This window comes from Acinetobacter sp. MD2 (assembly GCF_035615575.1).
Taxonomy (GTDB): domain Bacteria; phylum Pseudomonadota; class Gammaproteobacteria; order Pseudomonadales; family Moraxellaceae; genus Acinetobacter.
Map to the genome: position 1 here is coordinate 154,912 of NZ_VTDK01000004.1, position 23,862 is coordinate 178,773.

Below are 23,862 nucleotides of genomic sequence, written 5' to 3' on the forward strand. Positions count from 1 at the left end.
AAATCAGTTTAAGGCACAAATGACACGTTGATTTAAATCAAATTTGTTCTATCAAATTCAGTTCGTTTAAATAAAACTTGGCAATAAAATAACGGCAATGAGCACTAAAAACATAGCCCATTTGCTTAAATAATAGAGCTTACGGTTTTTCGCTTTTAATTCACGGCCTTTGGCATGAATTGCATAAAAATATTTAAATACACGGTTAATACCACCCGTCTGATCTTGATCATCATTTGGAGAGGCTGAAGCAGACATGACATTTTTAGCAAACCATCGATTAAATGCTTGCGCCCAGCGCCATTTCATTGGACGTTCAATGTCGCAAAATAAAATAATGCGGGTCTGTGCACTTTTATTTTCAGCCCAATGGACATAGGTTTCATCAAATAATGTCGCTTCACCATCTCGCCAACTATGACGCTCTTGGTCAACTTCAATAAAGCAAGCATCATCATTTGGCGTGCTTAACCCTAAATGATAACGGATAGAACCCGCATAAGGGTCACGGTGTTTGCCCAAGTAACTACCCGAAGGTAATTCTGCAAACATGGCGGCTTTTACTGAAGGAATTTTTTCAAGTAATGCAACAGTTTGTGGGCAAAGTTGCTGGGCAGAAGGGTGACTATCACCATACCATTTCAAATAAAAACGCTTCCAACCACGCTTAAAAAAGGTATTAAAGCCTGCATCATTGTTACTTTCGGCAGCCTTAATTTTGCCTTGTAATTGTAATGCTTCATCTCGAATCACTTGCCAATTGTCTTGCAAGGATTTTAGTTCTGGAAATTGATCGGGATGAAAAAATGGTTGATTAGGCAGTTTAGAAAATCCAGTCATAAACATATTGACTGGACCTAAAAAAGTAGAATGGTCAAAGAGTTGACGTGAAAATTTAAGTCGTTCTTTACCACGAAAATAAGTATAAGCAAGGCTAATCAGAAAAATACTGATAAGAATAATGGCATACATAAAAGACCACGATCACGATAAAACGATGCAGGAACAACGCTTAATTTCGTGCCTGAATATCGAATGATGAAAATATTAAAGATGGTGACTATTGTAGAACTGAATGCGGCAGAATATCAAAATAATTTGTAAATAGATAAGTCACCTATAAGTGAAATGATATGGTACTGGTTTTACTTTGTTTAAATTATGATGCCTTATATTTACAGATTATAGTGCATCACGTTATAAGACATTCTGAGAAATACGATAATAGAATTCTTGCATAAATCCACTTCATTCTTGTTGTGAGGCATTGATATACCATTCAATTTTGCTTAGCAAAAAGAAAGCCAGTGTAGATCATGATGCAAGATATTTATTCACGGTTTGCCAAAATTTAGCCCAACCGTGTCATGCAAATGTTTGTATGATGAATCGCCTGAGGATAACTGCCCAATATGTTTAAATCTTTTTTTCCTTCACCTAAAGCTTTCTTTTTCTCTTTTGTGCTGTGGTTTTTTATTAATTTAGCACTGTGGTATTCGGGAGGAAATTCTTGGGGAACAGTTTTAGGCTTTCCTGCCAATTACGCCAATGCTGAATTGCCGATTGGTGTAAGCAGATTTTGGTCGCCTGCCTTTTTATGGTTCTATTTATGGTTTTTTGTCGCAACGGTTGTGTTTGCCGCCTTTTGGAAAGTCTTTTCTAAAAATCCATGGCAGCGCTGGGCGATATGGGGTAGCGCATTTATTTTATTTAATATTTGGTTTAGCGTTGAAGTGGGGGTATTGGTCAACGCTTGGTATAACCCGTTTTATGATTTAATTCAAAAAATGTTGGCCAGTGGTGGGGATGTTAAAGATCTTTATCTTGGATCAATGACCTTCTTAAACATTGCCATGGTGGCCGTGACCATTTCTGTGCTGAATTCATTTTTTGTCAGTCATTATGTATTTCGCTGGCGCACCGCAATGAATGACTATTACGCCGCCCATTGGGAACAACTTAGACATATTGAAGGCGCTTCGCAACGTATTCAAGAAGATACCATGCGTTTTGCAACCACCACCGAAAATTTAGGCGTCAATTTTGTTAAAGCGCTCATGACGCTGATTGCCTTTCTTCCAATCCTTTTTAAACTCTCTGAACATGTCACCGAATTACCGTTTGTTGGGGCAATTCCTCATTCGTTGGTTTGGGCAGCTATTGTTTGGGCGTTATTTGGAACCGTAGTTTTGGCAGCCATTGGCATTAAACTACCGGGCTTAGAATTTAATAATCAAAAAGTTGAGGCCGCATATCGCAAGGAATTGGTTTATGGTGAAGATCATGCCGAACGTGCTCAACCTGCAACCTTAAAAGAACTTTTCTTTAATGTTCGCACCAATTATTTCCGCTTATATTTTCATTATGTTTATTTTAACTTGGCTCGAATTTGGTATTTACAGCTTGATAATATTTATAGCCTGTTTGTACTTTTTCCAAGTATTGCCGCAGGAAAAATGACCCTTGGATTGATGTCGCAAATTAATAACGTATTTGACCAAGTACGCAGTTCGTTTCAATACTTAATTAGCTCTTGGCCAACGATTATTGAATTACTGTCAATTTATAAGCGTTTAAAAGCCTTTGAGTCGATTTTAAAATAACCAAATTTTGCAGATTTGAAATTGTCAAATTCACAGTTTCAAATCTGCGATTTTACCCTGTGCATTGAACAGTACAGGTGAGTTAAGCCAGAAAAACGACACCGCAAACAGCGCCAATCAGCATGAGCCACATTGGGTGTAATTTGCTAAAAATGCCCAATAGTGTGGTGAATACTATAATGCCAATCAGGCTTGTATGGCTTAAAGAAGGCTGTGCAATAAAATATGCGCTAACTAAAATCATACCCACAGTAATCGGTTTTAAGGCACGTTCAAAAAGCATCCGTAGCGGATGTGCTTGAAAACGATTCCAATATTGTAAAACACATAAGGTCACAATAGAGGATGGTGCAAATTTGGCAATGCTTGTGACCACTAAGCCTGCAAGCCCCGCGACATGCCAACCAATTAAAGGTGAAATCATCATGTTTGGCCCTGGTGCTGCCTGAGATAACGCAAACATTGCACTAAATTCTGCATTACTGAGCCAATGGTGAACATCTACCACTTGATGTCGCATTTCAGGCAATACAGTTACTCCACCGCCAAAAGCTAATAGCGACAGTTTGGTAAAAATGCAGAATAATGCGAGTAAGATCGGATTTATGTCTTCACCTTCAAAATCAGCATATTGAGGCTCAATAAAATGATTAAAGTGAGTAGTAGTGATAGTTTAAAGCCAACCATTAAAATAAAAATTAACGCCACAGTTAAATAACTGAGTTTACTTTTAATCAGGGGTTTAAAGAGTTTAATGCCTGTGGCCAGTAGCAGTCCTGCTGCGGTGGCGGCCAGTCCTAAAATGAGATGTTGTACCCATGCAATTGCTTGGAACTTTTCATAAAATGAATAGAGTAAAATTACGCATAAGGTTGGTACACAAATTAGCCCTGAAATTGCAGAAAATGCGCCTTTAATGCCTTGAAAGTGCATGCCAATCGCCACGGACATATTGACCGCATTGCCACCGGGTAAAATTTGGCACACGCCCAATAAGTTGGTGAACTCTGCCTGATTCAGCCAATGTTTTTCTTCCACGACAAGGCGATGTGTTAAAGGAAGTACACCACCGAAACCGATCATGCCAAGTTTTAAAAAGCCGAAAAAAAGCTCGGGATTTGTTGGCGTAGACGTTTGATTTTTCATAATATTCATTGTCTTTATAGGTGACTCAAATAATCCTTGTGAACATACTGTGTTGGATTGATGTTTGATTTGATGATCATTTGTCATTGAATCATAACAATAAACGCCGTATTTTAATGTGTAAAATGATAAAAATTTAGAATCGTTCCGACTAAATGCTGTTGTGATTGATCCAAAGTCACTTTGATTTCTCTAAAATTAAAATCGCCATCATCAATATATTTGGCTACACCATGCGTTTTATAGCTCAAGTTCGGAATTTGATAACTAAAGAAGGCGACTTGTTTTGATGGATGTACGATATTGATTAATTTTTTTCGGTCTTGAAAGCCACCATATTCATATTCAACACTTTGTTTGAGCGAATGCGGAAAATAAAGCGTGGCATAAGGCAGACCACACCCTGCACATAACGAAGAATCATAAAGTTCAATCGCCTGTTTTTGATCTGGACTCATGATCAACGCATAGCCCGTTCCATTTGCACCCACATCTACCTGTATGTCTTGCCATGTGCGAGGCACCAAAACCACACCAATTTCTGGGATACCCAGCAGTTTTAATTGACTGGCTTGCTCGGCAGAGAGTTTAAAATCAAATTGGCAAGTTTTGGCTGTGCACTGTTTAAACTCTCTCACTAATCCATCTCCAATTGGGTTACTTGCAGTGATGCCATAAAATGGTACGGTGACCTTGTTTTTAAATGCGACTTCGCCCAGTGCATCAGTTTGGTTCTCTTGCTTACGCTGTTTTAGGCTACTGGAAAAATGTGGGAAAGTGGGGTTGAAGCTGGAAACTTCTGCATAAGTCGGTGCAATCGCGAAGACGCATCCGAGTGTGAGCAGATATTTTATGATGTGTCTGTTCATGAATAAAATCATCCTTCAAAAGTATGCGGGTTTTAAACGTGCGTATTTTGAATACAATAGTGCATTATTGTATTTTTCCTCAAAGATTTAACATGGTGCTTGCATTAAAAATATAAGGATTGCATGAACAATGAATCATATAAAAACAATTTTGAGTGCTTGTAGCCTTTTGGCGGTCAGTTCATGGAGCTTGGCTCAAGACGTTCAAGGGATTAGATTTTCTCATCAAGATTGGGAGGTGTACTGTTCGAATACCGGTACATGTCGCGCAGCGGGGTATCAACAAGATGAATCGACTGGCTTGCCTGCATCTATTTTATTGACCCGAAAAGCTGGCGCTAAACAGCCGGTACATGCCGAATTTGCTTTGGCGGGTGGTGAACAAGAAATATTTCCTAAACAAAAAATTAAAAATATTCATTTTTACATCAATGGTCAAGATTGGGGAGTTATTGCTGTTGATGGTGCTGATGCACCGTTAATGGGAAAACTTTCTGCCATTCAAGTCAATGCGTTACTGCAACAATCTGCTCAAAACGTAGAGATCATGTTTAAAAATGCCCATTACACATGGCAAATTTCCGATGCAGGCATGACCGCCAATTTGATCAAAATGGATGATTTTCAAAAACGCATTGGCACAGTCGGTGCATTGGTGAAAAAAGGAAAACTAGATGAATCTAAAGTATTGATACCACAGCCAAAATTGGTGATTAAACAAGTCAAAACAGCCAACAAGCCTTATTTAACACTGCAACCGAAAACTAAACAATATGCAGCGTTACATACGCTTTTGATGGCGACCAATCCAGATTCAAAAGATGAGGACTTTTGTGAAGGTATTTACAATGGGGATGGTGTAGAAGCGCAACCGATTGAACTATATAAACTCAGCAATAACAAAGTGTTGGCGACCAGCTTATGCTGGCGTGGTGCCTATAATGAAGGTTATGGGGCTTGGGTGCTGGATCAATCGCTGAAAGGCCCAGTGACCTATGTGACACAGTCTGCTTCTGATATCGATTCAGGCATGATCAGTAGTGCACAAAAAGGGCGCGGGATTGGTGACTGTTGGTCGAGTGATGAATGGGTATGGGATGGACAGAAGTTTGTGCATACTCAAGAGATGTGGACAGGCATGTGTAGAGGCTTGGCTGCGGGTGGTGTATGGGAACTGAATCAAATTGAAGCAGTTGTAAAATAATGCGGTGAATCTTAAATGAATGATTTTAAGGAGTTGTTATGTTAAATCATAAAGTTACATTTAAAAAAGCAATGTTTGCAGTTGCATGCGCTGGCTTGAGCGTATCGAGTTATGCTGCGCCACTACACATTTTAGATTTTAAAAAAACACAATTTAGTCAAACACAGAAAAATACGTTATGCACGCAAGTCAAAACGTTGTGTGACCAACAAGGGCAATTGCAAAGCCTAAAAACACCTGACCAACATGTGTGGGTGCTAGCAGATAAAACGATTGCTGAGTTTGACGTTGTTGCAAAAGAGTTGAAATTACTCAAATATTGGCAGATAAAGCTGAGTCCCACTGAGGAAACGATGGCATCGAAACCTTATATTTTTCCTCGGCTTTTTCCAATGCAAGCCAACCGATATGCGGTTGCAATGATCGATACGACGACAGAAATGTATTCGGGTGGTGGGGCAAATATTGAGCGTGCGAGTTTTTACGAACTAGAGGCAGATGGTCATACACGTCAGTTTATACAGGATTATCCATTTAACTTTTACCGTATGATTCGTGCCTGTTTTTCAGAAGAGGACTACAATTCTTCTAAAGGACAATGCCATGATGAAGATTGGTTAAATGTAGATATACGCCCGATTAAGCCGATGGTATGGCAATTTAAGTATCGCTATCATTTACAAGTGTCACCTGTGTCGGATTCAGGGCAGAAATCAATTAAAGGCAGTAAGATTTTAAAAATTGACTTAAATCATGTGCCTAAACGTCCCAATATTCCAGAACAATGGGATTATGAAGGAATGAATTAATTGGGCGATTTACAGCCGAGTCATAGATACCGCGCATCTGAATGTGTTAGAAATAGAATATTATTGATTGGAACTAAAGCTATGTCGCACCTTTATCCTTTAATTCGCCGTAAATTTTCATGTTTGGGATATTCGCTTGTTTTAGCGAGTGCGCTGTTGGGGACGTCGCAAATGACCAGTGCGGGTGCTGCGGTGGATCAACTCAGTGATTGTTTGGTGAAATCCACCACGGCAGCCGATAAAACCACGGTGTTGCAATGGACCTATGCTGCTTTGTCGGTACATCCTGATTTAAAAGTATTTAGTAATGTGAGCGCTGAACAAAAAGATCAGTTGGATCAAAAACTTGCGCAAGTATTACAGCGTATTATCATTGATCAATGTTCAGCGCAAACTAAAAATGTGATTCAATCTGAGGGTTTGCAGGCAGTGGGGCAGAGTTTTCAGCAGTTAGGGCAGAGTGCTGGTGAAGATATCGTTAAAGACCCTGCGGTAAAACAGCAGTTACAAGGGACATTGCGTTATATTGATTTAAATAAAGTGGCGATGACGTTTTTAACGCCGGGTGTATTGGGTAAGATTGGGTTGTAAGTGCATACACAAGCATTAATTAAAAATAATATAGTTTGAATGCAATAGCACAAATTTACTCAACTAAATTTCCATAAGATTTTTATTCATGAGGTGGAGCCTAAGCGGCGGATTATATTTATATGTTAGTACATATTTAAGCGTATAAGTTTTTGAAATTAGTTCTAGTTTGGAATATTTTGTATAATAGATTTCTTGCATTGTTGTATAAAATAAAATCAATGTACTGGTTTAGTTCTTTATTTACCAAACATGGGTTTGATCATTTTTTGATTTATGCAAGAGATCTAATATACATGGGATTTAAATAAAAGGATAAATAAAGTGGCTACAAAGAAACGTACTCAGTCAAAGGTTAATGATCTGTATGATTTTGCATTGATACCAAAATTCGATGATGTGATTAAGAATCTTTCAGAAATAGCTGATTCTGAAGATTGGGATTATAAAAATAATCCAACTACTAAATTGCCGATATTATCAAATTATTTAAAATATACTTTTTTAAGGATACAGGACGAAGGAAAAATTTCATACACAACAGATGAACAATTAGCTTGTTGGAATACAGGGCTAGTTACTACTAATCAAGAACCCATATTTATTGTTTTTACTAAAAATAAATTTGATGATGCAAAATCCCCATGGCATTTCCAAAAATTTTGTAAATTGGGAGCTATTGATCTTACTAGTTTTGAAAAAGTTCCAGATATGGCTCATTATTTTGAAGATCCTTCTGTGTTGGTGTTTGATTGTAGAAAAGAAATGCGTGTTAATGTCGAACATATAGTTGCGGATAATAAAGAAAGATTTCCTGATAATGTTAAATCATTTCCAGAGTTTGCTCTGCAAAATTTGTTGAAAGGAGCAATTGATAGTGCTAAAGAAAGAGCCAAAAGAAATTATAAAACTGCTATCCCTCAATACTATCAAGGTGCAATTCAGTTATTACTCCCATTGAGTTTAACTGATCCTAAAATAGCTGATTTAGCACTTGTTGTTGAAAACCATGGTGACTTTTATCGAGCATCTACATGTTTGACTTTAGATATGGCTTATAATAATGCTAGGCAACTAGCACGCCCTGATAAAGATTGGCTTCAACCTTAAAAAAACCCGCTCTAAAGCGGGTTTCTTCCAAAACTAATCAGCCTTAACCAATCAACTTCTTCATCAATTCATTCACTTGCGCAGGGTTGGCTTTGCCTTTGGCTGCTTTCATCACTTGACCGACAAGACCATTAAAGGCTTTTTCCTTACCAGATTTGTATTCTTCAACCATTTTTTCATTGGCTGCCAATACATCTTTGATAATCGCCTCAATTGCACCTGTATCGGTTTCTTGCTTTAAGCCTTTTTCTGCAATGATCTCATCCGCAGATTTGCCTTCTTCCCACATAAAACCGAACACTTGCTTGGCGATTTTACCGTTAATGGTGTTATCGACAATACGGGCAATCATTCCGCCCAATTGCTCAGCAGAAACAGGGGAGTCAGCCAATTCTAAGCCAGCTTTGTTTAAAGCACCTGAGAATTCACCCATCACCCAGTTGGCAGCCACTTTACCTTGTGCTGCACCGCCAGAGGCTTTCACCACAGCTTCGTAAAATTCAGACATTTCACGAGTTAAGGTGAGTACATGCGCATCGTATTCAGTCACGCCAAAGTCCGCAATAAAGCGTTCACGACGTGCTGCAGGCAATTCAGGTAATGCTGCACGAGCTTGCTCAATTTGCGCATCGGCAATAATCACAGGCAAAAGGTCAGGGTCTGGGAAATAACGGTAGTCGTTCGCTTCTTCTTTCGAGCGCATCGAACGCGTTTCCATCTTCACAGGATCGAACAAACGCGTTTCTTGATCAATCGTGCCGTCCCACTCTAAAATTTCCATTTGGCGTTCAATTTCAACATTAATCGCTTGCTCAATAAAACGGAATGAGTTAAGGTTTTTCAGCTCGCAACGTGTACCAAACGGTTGACCCGGACGACGCAATGACACATTACAGTCGGCACGGAATGAGCCTTCTGCCATGTTACCGTCAGAAATACCTAACCAACGCACCAAGGTATGAATGGCTTTAATGTACGCCACCGCTTCTTCAACCGAACGCATGTCAGGTTCAGACACGATTTCAAGTAAAGGCGTACCTGCACGGTTTAAGTCAATGCCCGACATTCCTTCAAATTGGTCGTGAATCGATTTACCTGCATCTTCTTCTAAATGCGCACGGGTGATACCAATGCGTTTAACCGTACCATCTTCAAGTTGAATATCAATATGACCTAAACCGACAATGGGATTGTCCATTTGACTGATTTGATAACCTTTTGGTGAATCAGGGTAAAAATAGTTTTTACGTGCAAAAACAGAGGCTTGGTCGATATAGGCATCCACACCCAAACCAAAACGAATGGCTAAATCCACCACTTCTTTATTTAGCACAGGTAAAACACCCGGCATGGCTAAATCGACAAGGCTAGCCTGAGTATTTGGATCATTACCAAATTCAGTTGATGAACCTGAGAAAATTTTAGATTGCGTTGCCAATTGGGTGTGGATTTCAATCCCGATCACCACTTCCCAACCATCAATTAAGTTTGATTTTGGCTTTTTTTGAGCTTGTGCCATTTATGCAGTCTCCTCAGCAATTGCCGCACGTTGAGTATGGAAGTGGGTGTCTTGTTGATATTGATGTACCACAGATAACAGTTGAGATTCAGACCAATAATTACCAATCAGTTGTAATCCCACAGGTAAATTGTTGCTGTCTAAACCAACAGGTGCGTTAATTGCAGGTAAGCCCGCAAGGTTTACCGCCAAGGTATAAATATCACCCAAGTACATTTCAACAGGAGTTAAGTCTGCACCAATTTTATACGCTGTGGTTGGCGCAGATGGTGCTGCAATCACATCCACATTTTCAAAGGCTTTTAAGAAATCTTGCTGAATTAAACGGCGAACTTTTTGTGCTTTGACGTAGTACGCATCGTAATAACCTGCTGAAAGTGCATAGGTACCAATTAAGATACGGCGCTGAACTTCTGCACCAAAACCTTCAGAGCGTGAACGCTTATATAAGTCCATCAAATCGACAGGGTTTTCACAGCGATAGCCATAACGCACGCCGTCATAACGTGAAAGGTTAGACGATGCTTCAGCAGGGGCAATCAGGTAATAGGTTGGTACATAGCTTTCTACCATATTGAGGTCAATTTCAACTAAAATTGCACCCATATCTGCAAGTTTATTTAGCGCTTCTTCAACACGCGCTTTTACTTCAGCATCTAAGCCTGCAACATTAAAATATTGCTTTGGAATACCAATGCGTAAGCCTTTTAACGCTGTTGCATTTAAGTTGGCAACATAATTATCCACTTCTTTGTTTACAGAAGTTGAGTCTTTAGTATCGTGACCTGCCATCACATTCATTAAATAAGCACAATCTTCTGCTGAACGTGCCATTGGACCCGCTTGGTCAAGTGACGATGCATACGCGATAATGCCGAAACGAGATACACGGCCATAAGTCGGTTTTAAACCGGTTAAACCACAAAACGAAGCAGGTTGACGAATTGAACCACCTGTATCTGTACCTGTGGCAAAAGGGGCAAGGTCAGCAGCAACAGCAGCAGCAGAACCACCTGATGAACCTCCAGGAACACGGTCAAGTGCCCAAGGGTTTGCGGTTGCTCCAAAATATGAACTTTCAGAGGTAGAGCCCATGGCAAATTCGTCCATGTTGACTTTACCTAATGTTACAAGACCCGCTACTTTGGCTTGGGTAACTACAGTTGCATCATAAGGCGAAATAAAGTTATCTAAAATCTTAGAACCCGCGGTGGTTTTAATTCCTTGGGTACAAAAAATATCTTTATGTGCCAATGGAATACCTGTTAAAGCAGTGGTAGTACCTGCTTTAATTGCAGCATCGGCAGCGTCAGCTTCTGCCAAAGCTTGTTCAGGGCTAACCGTGACATAACTTTTGATTTGGCTGTCAATTTTGTCAATTCGGTTTAAATAATGTTGAGTCAATTCACGAGAAGAAAATTTTGCTGAGGTTAATCCTTCAGACATTTCTCGGATTGATAAGCGATGTAAGTCAGTCATAATAGAAATCTGATTAGATAATTTTTACAAAAAGTAACAATAAAGGAAATTATTCGATTACACGTGGCACAAGATATAAGCCATCTTGGGTTGCAGGTGCGACAGCTTGATAAGCTTCACGATGGTTACGTTCAGTTACAACATCGGCACGTAGCGGTTGAGCTGTGTCGAATGGGCTTTTTAAAGGCTCAATACCAGTGGTATCAATGGCTTTCAAGCTTTCCATCATGTCTAAAATTTTATTTAGACTTTGTGCATACTCATCCGATTGCGTCTGATTGAGCGATAAACGAGCAAGATGTGCAATCTGTGAAACTGTTTGAGCATCCAAATCTGGGTGCTTCGTATCTGATGTAGACATAACATCACCTCGTCAGGATCAAAAAAAATTAAAATATCGTGCTATATGATAAGCGATTGACTTGTTCAAAGCATCACATTTAGTTAAAGTTGCGGCCTTGCGTCCATATTTGTAAAAACTGAGAACGACCCGTGATTCTAAAACGACTAATTGGCTTGTTTTCGCCAGATCTTGCCATTGATTTAGGTACTGCTAATACACTAATTTATGCGCCTGGACGAGGCATTATTTTAAATGAACCGACAGTAGTGGCGATTCGTCACAGCGGTTCACAAAAAATTGTTGCTGCCGTAGGTCTTGACGCAAAGCAAATGCTTGGTCGTACACCTGCCAATATTTCTGCGATTCGTCCAATGAAAGATGGCGTGATTGCCGATTTCGAAGTAACTGAAACCATGTTAAACCAATTTATTGGTAAAGTGCATGAAAAACGCTTATTCCCGCCTGCACCGCGTGTTGTGGTGTGTGTACCATGTAAATCAACGCTTGTAGAGCGCCGTGCGATTCGTGAAGCGGTATTTAATGCAGGCGCACGTGATGTTCGTTTAATTGAAGAGCCAATGGCTGCTGCAATTGGTGCAGGTTTACCTGTAGAGCAAGCATGTGGTTCGATGGTTGTGGATGTTGGTGGTGGTACCACTGAAATTGCAATTATTTCGCTGCAAGGCTGTGTTTATTCAGACTCGCTACGTATTGGTGGTGATGTATTTGATGAACAAATCATTAACTATGTACGTAAAGCACATGGCTGTGTGATTGGTGAAACCACTGCAGAGTTGATTAAAAAAGAAGTGGGTATGGCAGTTTCAGGCAGTGAAAAACTTGAAATTGAAGTTCGTGGTCGTAACCTTGCTGAAGGTGTTCCACGTTCAATTACCGTGACTTCTGAAGAAGTGATGCAAGCGATTACTGATCCATTACAAAGCATCGTGAGTGCAGTAAAATCAGCACTTGAGCAAACACCACCAGAGTTGTCATCTGATATTGCAGAGCGTGGTATTGTCTTAACGGGTGGTGGTGCATTGTTACGTCATTTAGACCAATTATTGGCAAAAGAAACTGGGCTACCTGTTGTTGTGGCGGAAGATCCTTTAACATGTGTGACCCGTGGTGGTGGTAAAGTCTTAGAATTCTTTGACAATCCAAACCATGACATGCTGTTTGTAGGATAAAAAAGGATAGGGTGGTGCAACCGAATATTTTTTCAAGACAACCGCCATCTTTTCGCTCATTTATTATTGCAGTGATTACATGTTTGGTCGTGTCATTTTTTGACTGGCGCATGCCACATCTGATCCAACCTGCAAGGGATGTCTTGAATGCGGCATATAATCCAATTTATGCCGTTGCAAGTTATCCTGTCATGTCGCGAGAGTGGCTTACCCAACAAAGCAAATCTGAAGAGCAATTACGCCGTGAGAACACTGCATTACGTGCAGAGTTATTACAGGGGCAAGTGCGCCTGCAAAAATTATCTGAACTGTCTGCAGAAAATACGCGCTTGCGTGGTTTACTCGATACACCACTGATTATTGATGGTCGTATGGAAATTGCCGAAGTCATTGGTACTGATGCAGATCCGTTACGGCATATAATTGTGATTAACCGTGGCACAGCAGACCATTTGCATGAAGGGCAAGTAGTATTAGATGATAAAGGCATTATGGGGCAGATCATTAATGTCTATTCACATAGTGCACGGGTACTCTTATTGTCAGATAAAGAAAATTCATTATCGGTGCGAATTGAACGTACAGGCATGCGTGCGATTGTTTCTGGTATGGGCGATTCGGGTAAGTTACAAATGCAATATGTGCCAACCAGTGCAGATATTGTCGTAGGCGATCGCGTTTATAGTTCAGGCTTAGGCGAGCATTTCCCTGCGGGCTATTTAATTGGTATCGTATCGAATATTCAACGGCACAACTCGGGTGAATTTGCCCAAATTGATGTAAAACCTGCGGCACAATTATCAGGTGGACATTACGTGGTGGTGTTGTTTTCAGATGCTTTAGCCAAGGAGCAGCCTTATGCTAAGCACTAATTATCGTCCTGAAAAGAAGAAAGATCCGCTCATTGCCATTGCAATTTCAATTGTATTGGCCTCATTTTTAATGATCTATCCTTTATCTTATGATGCTTCTGCATGGCGACCTGCCATTATGTTATTGGTGATGCTGTATTGGGTATTGTGTCAACCAACATGGTGCGGTGTGTGGTTTGCTTTTGGGATGGGGATTTTTACCGATTTACTCATTGATGCACCTTTAGGGCAAAATGCATTAATTTTTGTGGTGTTGACCTTTGTTTCGCGTTATTTTGTGCGTGAACGTCGTGTTTTAACCTTCTTAAATTTATGGGGCATTGCATTTTTAGCTACCGTTGCTTATGTATTGTTTCTTTGGGCAATGCAAGTCATGGCCGGAATTAATTATCCTGTCATGCGACGTTGGCCACCGTTAATGAGCAGTGCTTTGTTTTGGCCTGTGCTATATTATTGTTTGAGAAAATGGCGCATTTAATCTTAGCCTCAAGTTCGCCACGCCGTAAAGCGCTATTGCAACAGCTTGGGCTGAATTTCGATATTTTTAGTCCAGACATTGATGAACGTGTTTTAGATAATGAAACGGCCATGGCCTATGTTGCACGTTTAGCACAACAAAAAGCGCAAGCAGTGTGGCAGAAATTTCCTGAAGCAACCATTATTGCTGCCGATACCACGCTTGCTGTAGATTCCGAAATTATTGGAAAGCCAGAGAGTAAAAGCGATGCTTTTGCAATTTGGGCAAAAATATCAGGGCGTTGCCATGAGGTGTTAACTGGCATTTGTGTAATGAATGCTGTGACACAATATGTGGATGTGGTACAAACCAAAGTCGAATTTCAAGTATTAAGCCCAAAAGATATGGAAGATTATTGGGCGACAGGCGAGCCGCTTGGCAAAGCAGGTGGCTATGCAATTCAAGGAATTGCCGCACAGTTTATTCCTCAAATTATGGGCAGTTACAGCAATGTAGTGGGTTTGCCGCTACAGCAAACCGCAGCATTACTAAAAGCAATTAAGGTTCTAAATTAATTGTTTTAACAAAAATTCTTATAATGTTTTGAGTTCGTTATGTCAGATGAATTGCTGATCAATGTCACGCCGATGGAATGCCGCGTTGCATTAATTGAAAATGGTACGGCCAATGAATTATTTGTTGAACGTAGCGTAAAACGTGGTTTAGTGGGGAATATTTATAAAGGCAAAGTTGTGCGTGTTTTACCGGGCATGCAGGCGGCTTTTGTCGATATTGGTTTGTCTCGCACGGCTTTCTTACATATTAATGATATGGTGTGGCCACGTTCGCAAACCACGCCAAATGTCTTTGAGCTGTTACAACCTGGGCAAACCCTGACTGTACAAGTCATGAAAGACATGCTCGGCACAAAAGGTGCACGTCTCAGCACCGACCTTTCTATTCCTTCGCGTTATTTGGTTTTAATGCCTTTTGGTAATCACATCGGGGTGTCTCAGCGCATTGAATCTGAGCAAGAGCGTGAGCGCTTAAAAGCCATTATTGAAAAAATTCAAAGCCAGTTTAAATTACCAGGCAGTGTGATTGTCCGTACTGCTGCCGATGGTGTGGATGAAGCATCGATTACTCAAGACATGGCTTATTTAGCTAAACTTTGGGAGTATATTCAACGTAAACAACGTAGTATTGTTGTGCCATCATTAATTTTTGAAGAGCTGCCATTACCACAACGGATTGTGCGTGATTTAGCATCAGAAACAACCCAGAAAATCTATATCGATTCACGTGAAGTCTATACTAAGCTCAAAGACTTCATTGGTGAGTTCATGCCTGAAATGTTGAATCGATTAATTCATTACCCAGGTGAACGTCCACTGTTTGACTTATACAATGTGGAAGAAGACATTCAAAAAGCCTTACAAACCCGTGTTGCACTTAAGTCGGGCGGTTATTTGATGATTGATCAAACTGAAGCAATGGCAACTATTGATGTGAATACAGGTTCATACGTGGGCGGTCGCAGTTTAGAAGACACTGTCTTTAAAACCAATATGGAAGCCACCGAGGTCATTGCTCGTCAGTTACGTTTGCGTAATTTAGGCGGTATTTTAATTATCGACTTTATTGACATGCAAGAAGCTGCACATCGTGAAGAAGTGTTAAAACAGTTTGAACGCATGCTTGAGCGTGATCATGCTAAAACCAAAATTACCCAAGTATCTGAACTGGGTTTGGTGGAAATGACTCGTAAGCGCACCCGTGAATCGTTAGAACATTTGCTGTGTGAGTCTTGTCCAACCTGTCAGGGAAGAGGTTTTGTGAAGACTGCTGAAACAATTTGTTATGAAATATTTCGTGAAATTATGCGTTATGCGCGTGCATATCAGTCTCAAGCTGGATTTACTGTTGTTGCGAACCCAATGGTGATTGACCGATTGTTAACAGCCGAAGCACCTGCGGTGGCCGATTTAGAGCACTTTATCCACCGAATTATTAAATTTCAGGTGGAAAGTCTATATACGCAAGAGCAATATGATATCATTTTAAGTTAAAGTTGTAACAAGATATCGCTTAAGCCTTGTTACAACTAGGATTTTACTTTTGATTCACATTTTTCAATACTATAGCTCTAGGTTCTAGCCAAAGACATACGGTCTTAGCCATTGGGGAGCGCATTATGCAAATTTGTGAAGAAAACAGTATTAATCGTAAAGTTCAACAAACTGCTGAGCAGCATGTAGCACAGAATGATTGTTATATGTTGGATGAGCATGGCAAGGAAGTGCCAATTACCACCACGATGGTGCAAGATGTTTGTATTGAACTGTTAAAATTGTGTCGTACAGTCAAAAATTAAAACAAAGGGCGAAAGAGACGCCCTTTGTTTTGTGTCAGAACATGAGTTTGATCTATTCAACGTCAATCACATCTAAATTTAAAATATTCTCGTAGCTTTGAATGGCTTGTTCTAATAAAACCAATAAATTTTGCACTTTTGGCAATGCTTTACGGCAAGCCACAATTCCAACTTCAAGTTTATCTAAATAGCTTGTGAGGGTAATGTTCAGGGCTTGGCCATCGAAAACCACTGAAGCAGGGTAAAGTGCTTCAAGCTTTGAGCCATTCCAATATAGGGGGTCGCGTGGGCCTGCAACATTGGAAATTACAAGATTGAATGCCTGATGTTTGGGTAGCATTCCCGATAAAATATTTAAACCCGCAGGGGCATATACAAAGGCGCTATAGCTTAAAATTTGGCTTGATGTCATTCGACTAAACCGCATTTTTGAGTTTTTGACGCTACGAGAAATAATTTTAGCCCGTTCAATTGGGTCTGCTACATGTGTGGCTAAATTGGCTAAAATCATGGTAATCCGATTGCTGACATCCGAATCATCGCTACGAATAGAAGTTGGTACCATCGCAATTAGTGGCTTACTTGGCAGGCTATTGAGGCCAATTAAATAGGCACGTAATGCGCTTGAACATACGGCAAGTACAATATCATTTAAGGTCATGTCTAAGGCTTTTGCAATACGTCGAAAGCGCTCAAAGGCAAAAGACTGTGCTGCAAAGCGCCGTGAAGCGGTGATGCGTTGATTCAAAATGCTTGCAGGTGCTTGAAAACTTGAAACATAGTCGGGGTTATAACGACGTTCTTGTACCGCTTGGAATAATTCATTAAAGACCGCAGGTGTGGCTGTTACTTGCTGTTTGAGATTCAGTGCTGTATGCCCTAAACGACGAACAAGATTTGGCTTTTTGGTTTTTTGTTTACGGCTGTCAATGCACCAAGGTGGTACGATGGTTAAAGTAGCTGGGTCTTTGGAAAAAGATTTTTCCATTAAACGCATACTTGCTACGCCATCGACCATGGCATGATGTATTTTGAAATACATCGCAAAACGATTATCTTCAATACCTTCAATAATGCTACAGGTCCAAAGGGGTTTAGCACGATCGAGCAAAGTAGCGTGTTCTTGTGAGATATAGACCAATAATTCACGAATCCGCCCCGGATGCGGCAAGGCAATATGACGAAAATGATGATCTAAATCGAACTCTTGATCTTCATCCCAAAATAAGCCATTCAATTTGTTGTTAAAAGGCGGCAAGGGAATACTTTTTGAATTTCGAATATCTTGAACAAGATCTTGAATATAGGTCGAAGGTGCGTTATCGGGAATTTTAAACAAAAACAGCCCACCCACATGCATTGGCTGTTGTCTTTTTTCTAAAGAGAGAAAAATAAGATCGATTGGGTGTAATGGTCGCATGGGATTTGCCTTCTTGCCTATGCTGTAAGCATTTTAATTATGAAGATTAAGCTAAGTATAAACGGTGATATAAAAAATAGAAGGATAGAATGGCATTAAATGCAGGCTGTGCCAGTCCAATTGCTGAACCAGCACGTTTATGTGTGCTAATTTACTTATTTCTTTAAGTTACCTGCATGCAAGCCACATTCTTTATGCGTCGCTTCTTCCCACCACCAGCGACCTTCACGTTCATGTTGGTTGGGTAAAACAGCACGAGTGCACGGTTCACAGCCAATTGAAATAAAACCGCGTTCATGTAATGGGTTGTATGGAATCTCCATCATGCGAATATAATTCCATACATCGGCACTTGACCAATTTGCTAATGGATTATATTTGATTAATTGTTTATTTGGACCTGAAAAACCAACATCGGCCTGAATGACGGGAATATCATTGCGTGTACCTGGACTTTGATCTTTGCGTTGTCCAGTCACCCAACCATCTAAAGTGGCTAATTTTTTACGTAATGGTTGTACTTTGCGTACGCCACAACATTCTTGATGTCCATCTTTAAAGAAGCTAAATAGTCCTTTTTCTTTGACAAATTGCTGTACAGCCTCAGCTTCAGGGAAACAAATTTCAATTTCTATTTTATAAAATTCACGTACTTTTTCTAAAAATTGATAGGTTTCGGGATGCAGGCGACCCGTATCTAGGCTAAATACCCGAAATGGTTTACGTAGGCGATAAGCCATATCAATTAACACGACATCTTCTGCGCCAGAGAAAGAAATTGCAACTTCACCTTGTTGATTCAGTGCCAATTCTAAAATTTCTGAGGGCGATTTATCGGTATATTCAGCAGCAAGTGCATCAATATGGTCAATAGATGGAATGGTGGTCGTCATGATTATTCCTGGCGGTCAGCTTGGAGGCTAAGGTGCAAAGATCGGGCTAAAGCTTAAATATTGTAAAGTAAATCATAAAACTGACTTAGCATTAAAAGTTCAAAGCTTATCGCTAAAAATGCTTTACAACTTGCAGTAAAATGATATTTGAGCCTTTGATTGCATCATTGTAAAAATTTAATCATGTATCAATTGAATACAGATGAGGCATAGCCCTATTGAAACAGTCATCATATAATATTTTCATTATGCTCTTTGGATTTTTATCTACATTTTATGACTGTTTCTTCTCCAGTACCTCATATTCAGGGCAGTTGGACAAGTGTCATTGCTCTGGCCTTAGCTGCTTTTATCTTTAATACCACTGAATTTGTACCTGTTGCACTTTTGTCGGATATTGCTACGAGTTTTTCAATGCAACCCACACAAGTAGGCATTATGCTGACAATTTATGCTTGGGTTGTTGCATTGGTTTCATTGCCACTAATGTTGCTTACCAAAACGATGGAGCGTAAACAGTTACTTCTTTCGATTTTTGTGGTGTTTATTTTTAGCCATATTTTATCGAGTTTTGCCTCAAGTTTTCTTGTTTTATTGCTTGGTCGAATTGGAATTGCTTTTTCCCATGCAATTTTCTGGTCGATTACCGCATCTTTAGCTGTGCGCGTTGCACCTGAAGGAAAAGGGATGCAAGCACTGGGTTTATTATCTACAGGAACGGTGCTGGCTCTGGTACTTGGAATTCCATTTGGGCGCGTGGTCGGCGAAATGTTTGGGTGGCGCAATACTTTTGGTTTAATTGCATTATTAGCAGCAATCACAACCTTGGTTTTAGCCAAAACTTTACCTGTTTTACCGAGTCAAAATTCAGGTTCAATTCAAAGTCTTGCATTATTATTTAAGCGACCGGCATTATTACTGGTATTTGCAAGTACCGTAATTGTGATTACTGCACAATTTACGGCGTATAGTTATATTGAACCATTCGCAATCCGTATTGCGCATTTAAGTTCAGAGCAAACAACATCATTGCTCTTGCTATATGGTGGGTCGGGTATTTTAGGATCAATCTTATTTAGTCGTTTTGGTCGGAATAAACAACGTTGGTTTGTAGTCGGTTCCTGCTTCGCCATAGCTGTGAGTATGGCATTATTGTTGCCTTTTTCGGTTAGCTTCATCAGCCTTGCTGCTGTTACTATAGTATGGGGGATGGCGATTATGAGTTTTGGTTTGGTCATGCAAGCCAAAGTTCTACAGTTTGCTTTTGACGCAACAGATGTCGCGATGTCGATTTATTCTGGTTTGTATAATGTTGGCATTGGTGCAGGTGCATTGCTTGGCAGTTTTATCAGTTTACAGATTGGTTTAACTGCAATTGGCTGGGTTGGGATGAGTGTTGCTATAGTGGGGCTATGCTTATGTACCGTAATGATTCTACGTCCCGAATTTAAATCTTCGTAAAAATTATAAAATATTCAGAATAAGCCGCAAATAGAAGCGGCTTATTTTTTTATAAAAATGATTAAAGTTTAACCCAAGTTTTATTTTCGTTGTTTTTGTCTAAAGTAAAGGTAAAACCTTGGTCAGTGCGGACTAAATAGCAATTCGGGAAGTCTTGTTCAACTTTAAACAAGGTTCCTTTAGTGAAGTGCAGTGGTGGGTAGCCTTCTTTTTCTAAGGTTACGGGGCTGATTAGTTCAATAACATCAGACATAGTTTTCTCCAAAGTTACATTATAGGGTTGTATTTTAGTGTATATTTATTTAACTAGAGACTAAGTATTGTTGCTGTGGGTCATTGTAGCACTTCTGTATTTTTTTGACCTTTCGTTATATTTATATATTGTAAGTTAATTATTCTTTTTAAATACTTAAAATAAGCAGTTTATTTGGTGCGGTCTGCGGGACTCGAACCCACGTCGGTCACTTAGGAGGCAACTGCTCTATCCAGTTAAGCTAAGACCGCAATCATAGTCGCTACTCTAGCTGAACTTGGCGCAAAAAAAAAGTTATTGCAGTGCAATAACTTTTTAAAAAAGAAAGTATTGATTGTAAATTTAGTTTTTCTTGCTGTTTAGCAGCTTAAACAAAATAAACATCAATACTATCCAAATAGGAATCATAATTACAGATTCTTGAAAGCCTTGTTTGCACATAATATAAAGCACAATTGCAATAAAAATTAGTACAATATAATTGGTGATTGGATATAAAAAAGATGGGTAGGTAGTTTTAATACCTTCTGCAATTATTTTTTTCTTGAAATTTAAATGGGTTAACGAAATCATTGCCCAATTCAAAACCAAAGCACCGACAACAATGTACATCAAATGGCTTAAAGCATCTTCTGGTACAAAATAGTTAAGCAAGACACAGCCAAAAATTAACAGTGCTGAAAAAAGAACAGCAGGAATAGGTACACCTTGTTTATTCACTTTGGCAAAAACTTTAGGTGCATTCCCTTGTTCGGCTAAACCAAACAGCATCCGACTATTGGCATACATGCCACTGTTATAAACAGAAAGCGCAGCGGTTAAAATAATAAAGTTTAAAATGCTTGCGGCCCAACCAATTCCAAGTTGGCTGAAAATCATCACAAATGGGCTTTTGTCTAAGCTGCCGAGTTGTAGTTGATCCCAAGGGACTAAAGACAGCAATACAGCTAATGAGCCAACATAAAAAATTAAAACCCGAAAGACCACTTGGTTAATGGCTTTTGGAATGGTTTTTTCAGGTTGTTCGGCTTCAGCTGCTGCCATACCAATGAGTTCAATCCCACCAAAGGCAAACATAATAAAGGCAAGCATATAAAACAGCCCGTCAAAGCCTTTGGGAAAGAATCCACCGTGTGTCCATAGGTTGCTTACGCTAGAAATAGAATTTGGCTCTGCCGTTACCAAAAGCACGATACCAAAAATAATCATAGCAATGACAGCGGTGACTTTAATAATCGATAACCAGAACTCTGATTCGCCATAAAACTTGACGTTGCCTAAATTAACCAAGGTAATGACCACAAAGAAAAACAGTACAGATACCCATGCAGGAATAAATGGCCACCAATAATTAATATATTTTGCGACTGCGGTTAGCTCAGACATCGCCACTAAAATATATAAAATCCAATAATTCCAACCTGAAATAAAGCCTGGGAATTTACCCCAATATTGATAGGCAAAATGACTAAATGAACCTGTAGTCGGTTCATGAACAATCATTTCCCCTAGTTGGCGCATAATTAAAAATGCAATTAAACCGCCAATGGCATAACCTAAAATAATTGATGGTCCAGCAGACTGGATGACTTGCGCAGAACCTAAAAATAGCCCCGTTCCAATGGCTCCACCCATCGCAATGAGCTGGATGTGACGGTTTTTTAGGCCTCGCTGAAGTTGTGTTTTATTGCTCACGTGTCTTACAGCTCGAGATGAAATCACTTGGATTGTAATCGATTGGTTATATTTCGCCTAGTAATCGATACAGTTTTTATCTTGACTGGTGGTTTATTTTTTTACTTGTAAAAACCGCACTTTAACTGAGCATATTATTGCATCAATCCAGTGCAATTGTTATATCGCAATGCTTGTTTTAAGGCTTTATTCGATTCGCATTAAATCGCTGTATTATGGATGATAAAGATAATTTTGAAAAAAATGTGTATACAGGCGATAATATTTTTATTTTTGAGAAAATGGCATGACCATTCCTGCTTGTCCACAATGTCAGTCTGAATATACCTATGCCGATGGCGAACTTCTAATTTGTCCTGAGTGTAGTCATGAATGGAAAGAAGGCGAAGCGCAAGCAGAGCAAAATAGCATTATTTTAGATGCTAATGGTAATCCGCTACAAGATGGTGATACGGTCAGTGTAATCAAAGACTTAAAAGTTAAAGGTTCATCTTTGGTTGTAAAAGTCGGAACGAAAGTAAAGGGTATTCGTTTGCTAGCAGATGCAGCCGATGGCCATAATATTGATTGTAAAATTAGTGGTATTGGGGCGATGAAGCTCAAATCAGAATTTGTGAAAAAAGCTTAATTATCTTTGCAGAGGCAAGCGTGTCAGCAACTACATCGGTTTTTGCAGAGGTTTTAACATCTGCTCAGCAACAAATTCAACAAGACTTAACTTTAGCTCTCGATGCTTTTGGTTTGCCAGAGCCAATCAAAAGTGCGGTACATCATGCAGTCATGCTTGGTGGCAAACGCGTGCGTCCTGCGCTGTGTTATGCAACGGCAGCTCTACAACCGAATAACCCAAATATGGCAGCAGTGCGTCGCGCTGCGGTTGCGGTTGAATTAGTCCATTGTTATTCACTGGTACATGATGATTTACCTTGTATGGACAACGATGCCTTACGCCGTGGTCAACCAACTTGTCATATCGTATTTGGTGAAAGTACAGCATTGCTTGCGGGAGATATTTTGCAATCGATGGCGTATGAAGTGTTATCGAGCCGTTTGTTTGACCAAGGTGTTGCGGTAGATCAGCAGATTATGTTTAAACAAATGCAACTGTTAGCGACTTCAAGTTCTAAAATGGTGTGTGGGCAAGTCCTCGATTTGGCTGCCGAAGGTCAACGTATTGATCAGTCTACTCTTGAAAATATTCATCGCAATAAAACAGGTGCTTTAATTCAAGCCGCGATAATGATGTCTGCCGTGACTGTATTTAAAGGAACAGACCTTGCAATCACGCAGTTGCGTCAGTTTGGACAGGCAATCGGTTTAGCATTTCAAGTGCAAGATGATATTTTAGATATTACTGCCAATACAGAGGTACTAGGCAAAACCGCGGGAAAAGATGTGCAAGTAGAGAAATCGACTTATCCTGCTTTGTTGGGTCTAGATGAAGCCAAAAACTATGCCCAGCAACTGCATGACCAAGCTTTAGAGGCTTTGGCTTATTTTGGTGAAGATGCTAAATCACTGTATGAAATTACACAGTTTTTATTGTCACGACATTATTAATTGTATGTGATATG

25 protein-coding genes and 1 tRNA gene are annotated in these 23,862 nt (G+C 39.8%); 14 read left to right on the forward strand and 12 right to left on the reverse strand.

The window, feature by feature from the left end:
- Window positions 1-66 precede the first annotated feature (66 nt).
- Window positions 67-972 carry a lipid A hydroxylase LpxO gene (lpxO, locus tag FXN70_RS07325; protein WP_324646809.1) on the reverse strand — a complete coding sequence of 302 codons (906 nt, stop codon included), beginning with the start codon at window positions 970-972 and terminating at the stop codon, window positions 67-69.
- Between the two features lie 440 nt (window positions 973-1,412).
- On the opposite strand from lpxO, the gene sbmA reads away from it, so the two are divergent.
- Window positions 1,413-2,603, forward strand: coding sequence for a peptide antibiotic transporter SbmA (gene sbmA / locus FXN70_RS07330; protein WP_324646810.1), 1,191 nt, complete (start codon window positions 1,413-1,415; stop codon window positions 2,601-2,603).
- Between the two features lie 82 nt (window positions 2,604-2,685).
- Here the strand turns inward: sbmA and FXN70_RS07335 are convergent, their stop codons facing one another.
- The 3 genes from FXN70_RS07335 to FXN70_RS07345 form a co-directional block, all read right to left on the reverse strand.
- Window positions 2,686-3,210, reverse strand: coding sequence for a chromate transporter (locus FXN70_RS07335; RefSeq protein ID WP_324646972.1), 525 nt, complete (start codon window positions 3,208-3,210; stop codon window positions 2,686-2,688).
- Window positions 3,207-3,758: a chromate transporter gene (locus FXN70_RS07340; protein ID WP_420714384.1), complete on the reverse strand. Its 552-nt coding sequence runs from the start codon at window positions 3,756-3,758 to the stop codon at window positions 3,207-3,209. Before FXN70_RS07340 ends, FXN70_RS07335 begins: the two co-directional genes overlap by 4 nt.
- A 104-nt stretch (window positions 3,759-3,862) precedes the next feature.
- Window positions 3,863-4,618, reverse strand: a complete 756-nt coding sequence (locus tag FXN70_RS07345; protein ID WP_324646812.1) for a DUF4850 domain-containing protein — start codon at window positions 4,616-4,618, stop codon at window positions 3,863-3,865.
- A 139-nt stretch (window positions 4,619-4,757) separates the two neighbouring features.
- On the opposite strand from FXN70_RS07345, the gene FXN70_RS07350 reads away from it, so the two are divergent.
- The 4 genes from FXN70_RS07350 (at window position 4,758) to FXN70_RS07365 (ending at window position 8,332) form a co-directional block, all read left to right on the forward strand.
- A complete protein-coding gene (locus FXN70_RS07350) occupies window positions 4,758-5,822 on the forward strand; it encodes a DUF1176 domain-containing protein (RefSeq protein ID WP_324646973.1) in 1,065 nt (354 codons plus the stop codon).
- A gap of 38 nt (window positions 5,823-5,860) precedes the next feature.
- Window positions 5,861-6,631: a hypothetical protein gene (locus tag FXN70_RS07355; RefSeq protein WP_324646813.1), complete on the forward strand. Its 771-nt coding sequence runs from the start codon at window positions 5,861-5,863 to the stop codon at window positions 6,629-6,631.
- Window positions 6,632-6,712: 81 nt separating this feature from the next.
- Window positions 6,713-7,222 carry a hypothetical protein gene (locus tag FXN70_RS07360; protein WP_324646814.1) on the forward strand — a complete coding sequence of 170 codons (510 nt, stop codon included), beginning with the start codon at window positions 6,713-6,715 and terminating at the stop codon, window positions 7,220-7,222.
- 324 nt (window positions 7,223-7,546) lie between these two features.
- Window positions 7,547-8,332, forward strand: a complete 786-nt coding sequence (locus FXN70_RS07365) for a DUF3825 domain-containing protein (RefSeq protein WP_324646815.1) — start codon at window positions 7,547-7,549, stop codon at window positions 8,330-8,332.
- 43 nt (window positions 8,333-8,375) lie between these two features.
- Here the strand turns inward: FXN70_RS07365 and gatB are convergent, their stop codons facing one another.
- The 3 genes from gatB to gatC are packed head-to-tail and all read right to left on the reverse strand — an operon-like array spanning window position 8,376 to window position 11,691.
- Window positions 8,376-9,851, reverse strand: a complete 1,476-nt coding sequence (gatB, locus tag FXN70_RS07370) for an Asp-tRNA(Asn)/Glu-tRNA(Gln) amidotransferase subunit GatB (RefSeq protein ID WP_324646816.1) — start codon at window positions 9,849-9,851, stop codon at window positions 8,376-8,378.
- Entirely contained in the window at window positions 9,852-11,330 is a 1,479-nt protein-coding gene (gene gatA / locus FXN70_RS07375) for an Asp-tRNA(Asn)/Glu-tRNA(Gln) amidotransferase subunit GatA (RefSeq protein ID WP_324646817.1), read from the reverse strand.
- 49 nt (window positions 11,331-11,379) lie between these two features.
- On the reverse strand, window positions 11,380-11,691 hold the full coding sequence (gene gatC / locus FXN70_RS07380) for an Asp-tRNA(Asn)/Glu-tRNA(Gln) amidotransferase subunit GatC (RefSeq protein WP_324646818.1): 312 nt from the start codon (window positions 11,689-11,691) through the stop codon (window positions 11,380-11,382).
- A gap of 131 nt (window positions 11,692-11,822) precedes the next feature.
- Here gatC and FXN70_RS07385 point away from each other — a divergent pair, with 131 nt between their 5' ends.
- The 6 genes from FXN70_RS07385 to FXN70_RS07410 all read left to right on the forward strand — a co-directional run bounded on the left by FXN70_RS07385 (window position 11,823) and on the right by FXN70_RS07410 (window position 16,566).
- On the forward strand, window positions 11,823-12,863 hold the full coding sequence (locus FXN70_RS07385; protein ID WP_324646819.1) for a rod shape-determining protein: 1,041 nt from the start codon (window positions 11,823-11,825) through the stop codon (window positions 12,861-12,863).
- A gap of 14 nt (window positions 12,864-12,877) precedes the next feature.
- Window positions 12,878-13,735: a rod shape-determining protein MreC gene (mreC, locus tag FXN70_RS07390; protein WP_324646820.1), complete on the forward strand. Its 858-nt coding sequence runs from the start codon at window positions 12,878-12,880 to the stop codon at window positions 13,733-13,735.
- Window positions 13,722-14,213: a rod shape-determining protein MreD gene (gene mreD / locus FXN70_RS07395; RefSeq protein ID WP_324646821.1), complete on the forward strand. Its 492-nt coding sequence runs from the start codon at window positions 13,722-13,724 to the stop codon at window positions 14,211-14,213. The genes mreC and mreD overlap by 14 nt, the downstream gene beginning before the upstream one ends.
- Window positions 14,201-14,767: a Maf family nucleotide pyrophosphatase gene (locus tag FXN70_RS07400; protein ID WP_324646822.1), complete on the forward strand. Its 567-nt coding sequence runs from the start codon at window positions 14,201-14,203 to the stop codon at window positions 14,765-14,767. Before mreD ends, FXN70_RS07400 begins: the two co-directional genes overlap by 13 nt.
- Window positions 14,768-14,806: 39 nt before the next feature.
- Window positions 14,807-16,261 carry a ribonuclease G gene (gene rng, locus FXN70_RS07405; protein ID WP_324646823.1) on the forward strand — a complete coding sequence of 485 codons (1,455 nt, stop codon included), beginning with the start codon at window positions 14,807-14,809 and terminating at the stop codon, window positions 16,259-16,261.
- Window positions 16,262-16,386: 125 nt separating this feature from the next.
- Window positions 16,387-16,566, forward strand: a complete 180-nt coding sequence (locus tag FXN70_RS07410) for a PA1571 family protein (protein WP_324646824.1) — start codon at window positions 16,387-16,389, stop codon at window positions 16,564-16,566.
- Window positions 16,567-16,618: 52 nt separating this feature from the next.
- Here FXN70_RS07410 and FXN70_RS07415 read toward each other — a convergent pair whose 3' ends face one another.
- Both FXN70_RS07415 and FXN70_RS07420 read right to left on the reverse strand, forming a co-directional pair.
- Entirely contained in the window at window positions 16,619-17,986 is a 1,368-nt protein-coding gene (locus FXN70_RS07415) for a wax ester/triacylglycerol synthase family O-acyltransferase (RefSeq protein WP_324646825.1), read from the reverse strand.
- Between the two features lie 155 nt (window positions 17,987-18,141).
- On the reverse strand, window positions 18,142-18,879 hold the full coding sequence (locus tag FXN70_RS07420; RefSeq protein ID WP_324646826.1) for a phosphoadenylyl-sulfate reductase: 738 nt from the start codon (window positions 18,877-18,879) through the stop codon (window positions 18,142-18,144).
- Window positions 18,880-19,155: 276 nt separating this feature from the next.
- On the opposite strand from FXN70_RS07420, the gene FXN70_RS07425 reads away from it, so the two are divergent.
- On the forward strand, window positions 19,156-20,340 hold the full coding sequence (locus tag FXN70_RS07425; RefSeq protein WP_324646827.1) for a sugar transporter: 1,185 nt from the start codon (window positions 19,156-19,158) through the stop codon (window positions 20,338-20,340).
- 61 nt (window positions 20,341-20,401) lie between these two features.
- Here the strand turns inward: FXN70_RS07425 and FXN70_RS07430 are convergent, their stop codons facing one another.
- From FXN70_RS07430 to FXN70_RS07440, 3 genes are all read right to left on the reverse strand, one after another.
- Window positions 20,402-20,593, reverse strand: a complete 192-nt coding sequence (locus FXN70_RS07430; RefSeq protein WP_324646828.1) for a hypothetical protein — start codon at window positions 20,591-20,593, stop codon at window positions 20,402-20,404.
- A 175-nt stretch (window positions 20,594-20,768) separates the two neighbouring features.
- Window positions 20,769-20,844: transfer RNA gene (locus FXN70_RS07435), tRNA-Arg, on the reverse strand.
- Window positions 20,845-20,935: 91 nt separating this feature from the next.
- The gene (locus FXN70_RS07440; protein WP_324646829.1) at window positions 20,936-22,288 is read right to left on the reverse strand and encodes an amino acid permease; all 1,353 of its coding nucleotides are present in this window, start codon (window positions 22,286-22,288) and stop codon (window positions 20,936-20,938) included.
- Between the two features lie 286 nt (window positions 22,289-22,574).
- Between FXN70_RS07440 and FXN70_RS07445 the strand changes: the two genes are divergently transcribed.
- Both FXN70_RS07445 and FXN70_RS07450 read left to right on the forward strand, forming a co-directional pair.
- Window positions 22,575-22,916 carry a zinc ribbon domain-containing protein YjdM gene (locus tag FXN70_RS07445; protein WP_324646830.1) on the forward strand — a complete coding sequence of 114 codons (342 nt, stop codon included), beginning with the start codon at window positions 22,575-22,577 and terminating at the stop codon, window positions 22,914-22,916.
- Between the two features lie 20 nt (window positions 22,917-22,936).
- On the forward strand, window positions 22,937-23,848 hold the full coding sequence (locus tag FXN70_RS07450) for a farnesyl diphosphate synthase (protein ID WP_324646831.1): 912 nt from the start codon (window positions 22,937-22,939) through the stop codon (window positions 23,846-23,848).
- The last annotated feature ends 14 nt before the right edge of the window (window positions 23,849-23,862 follow it).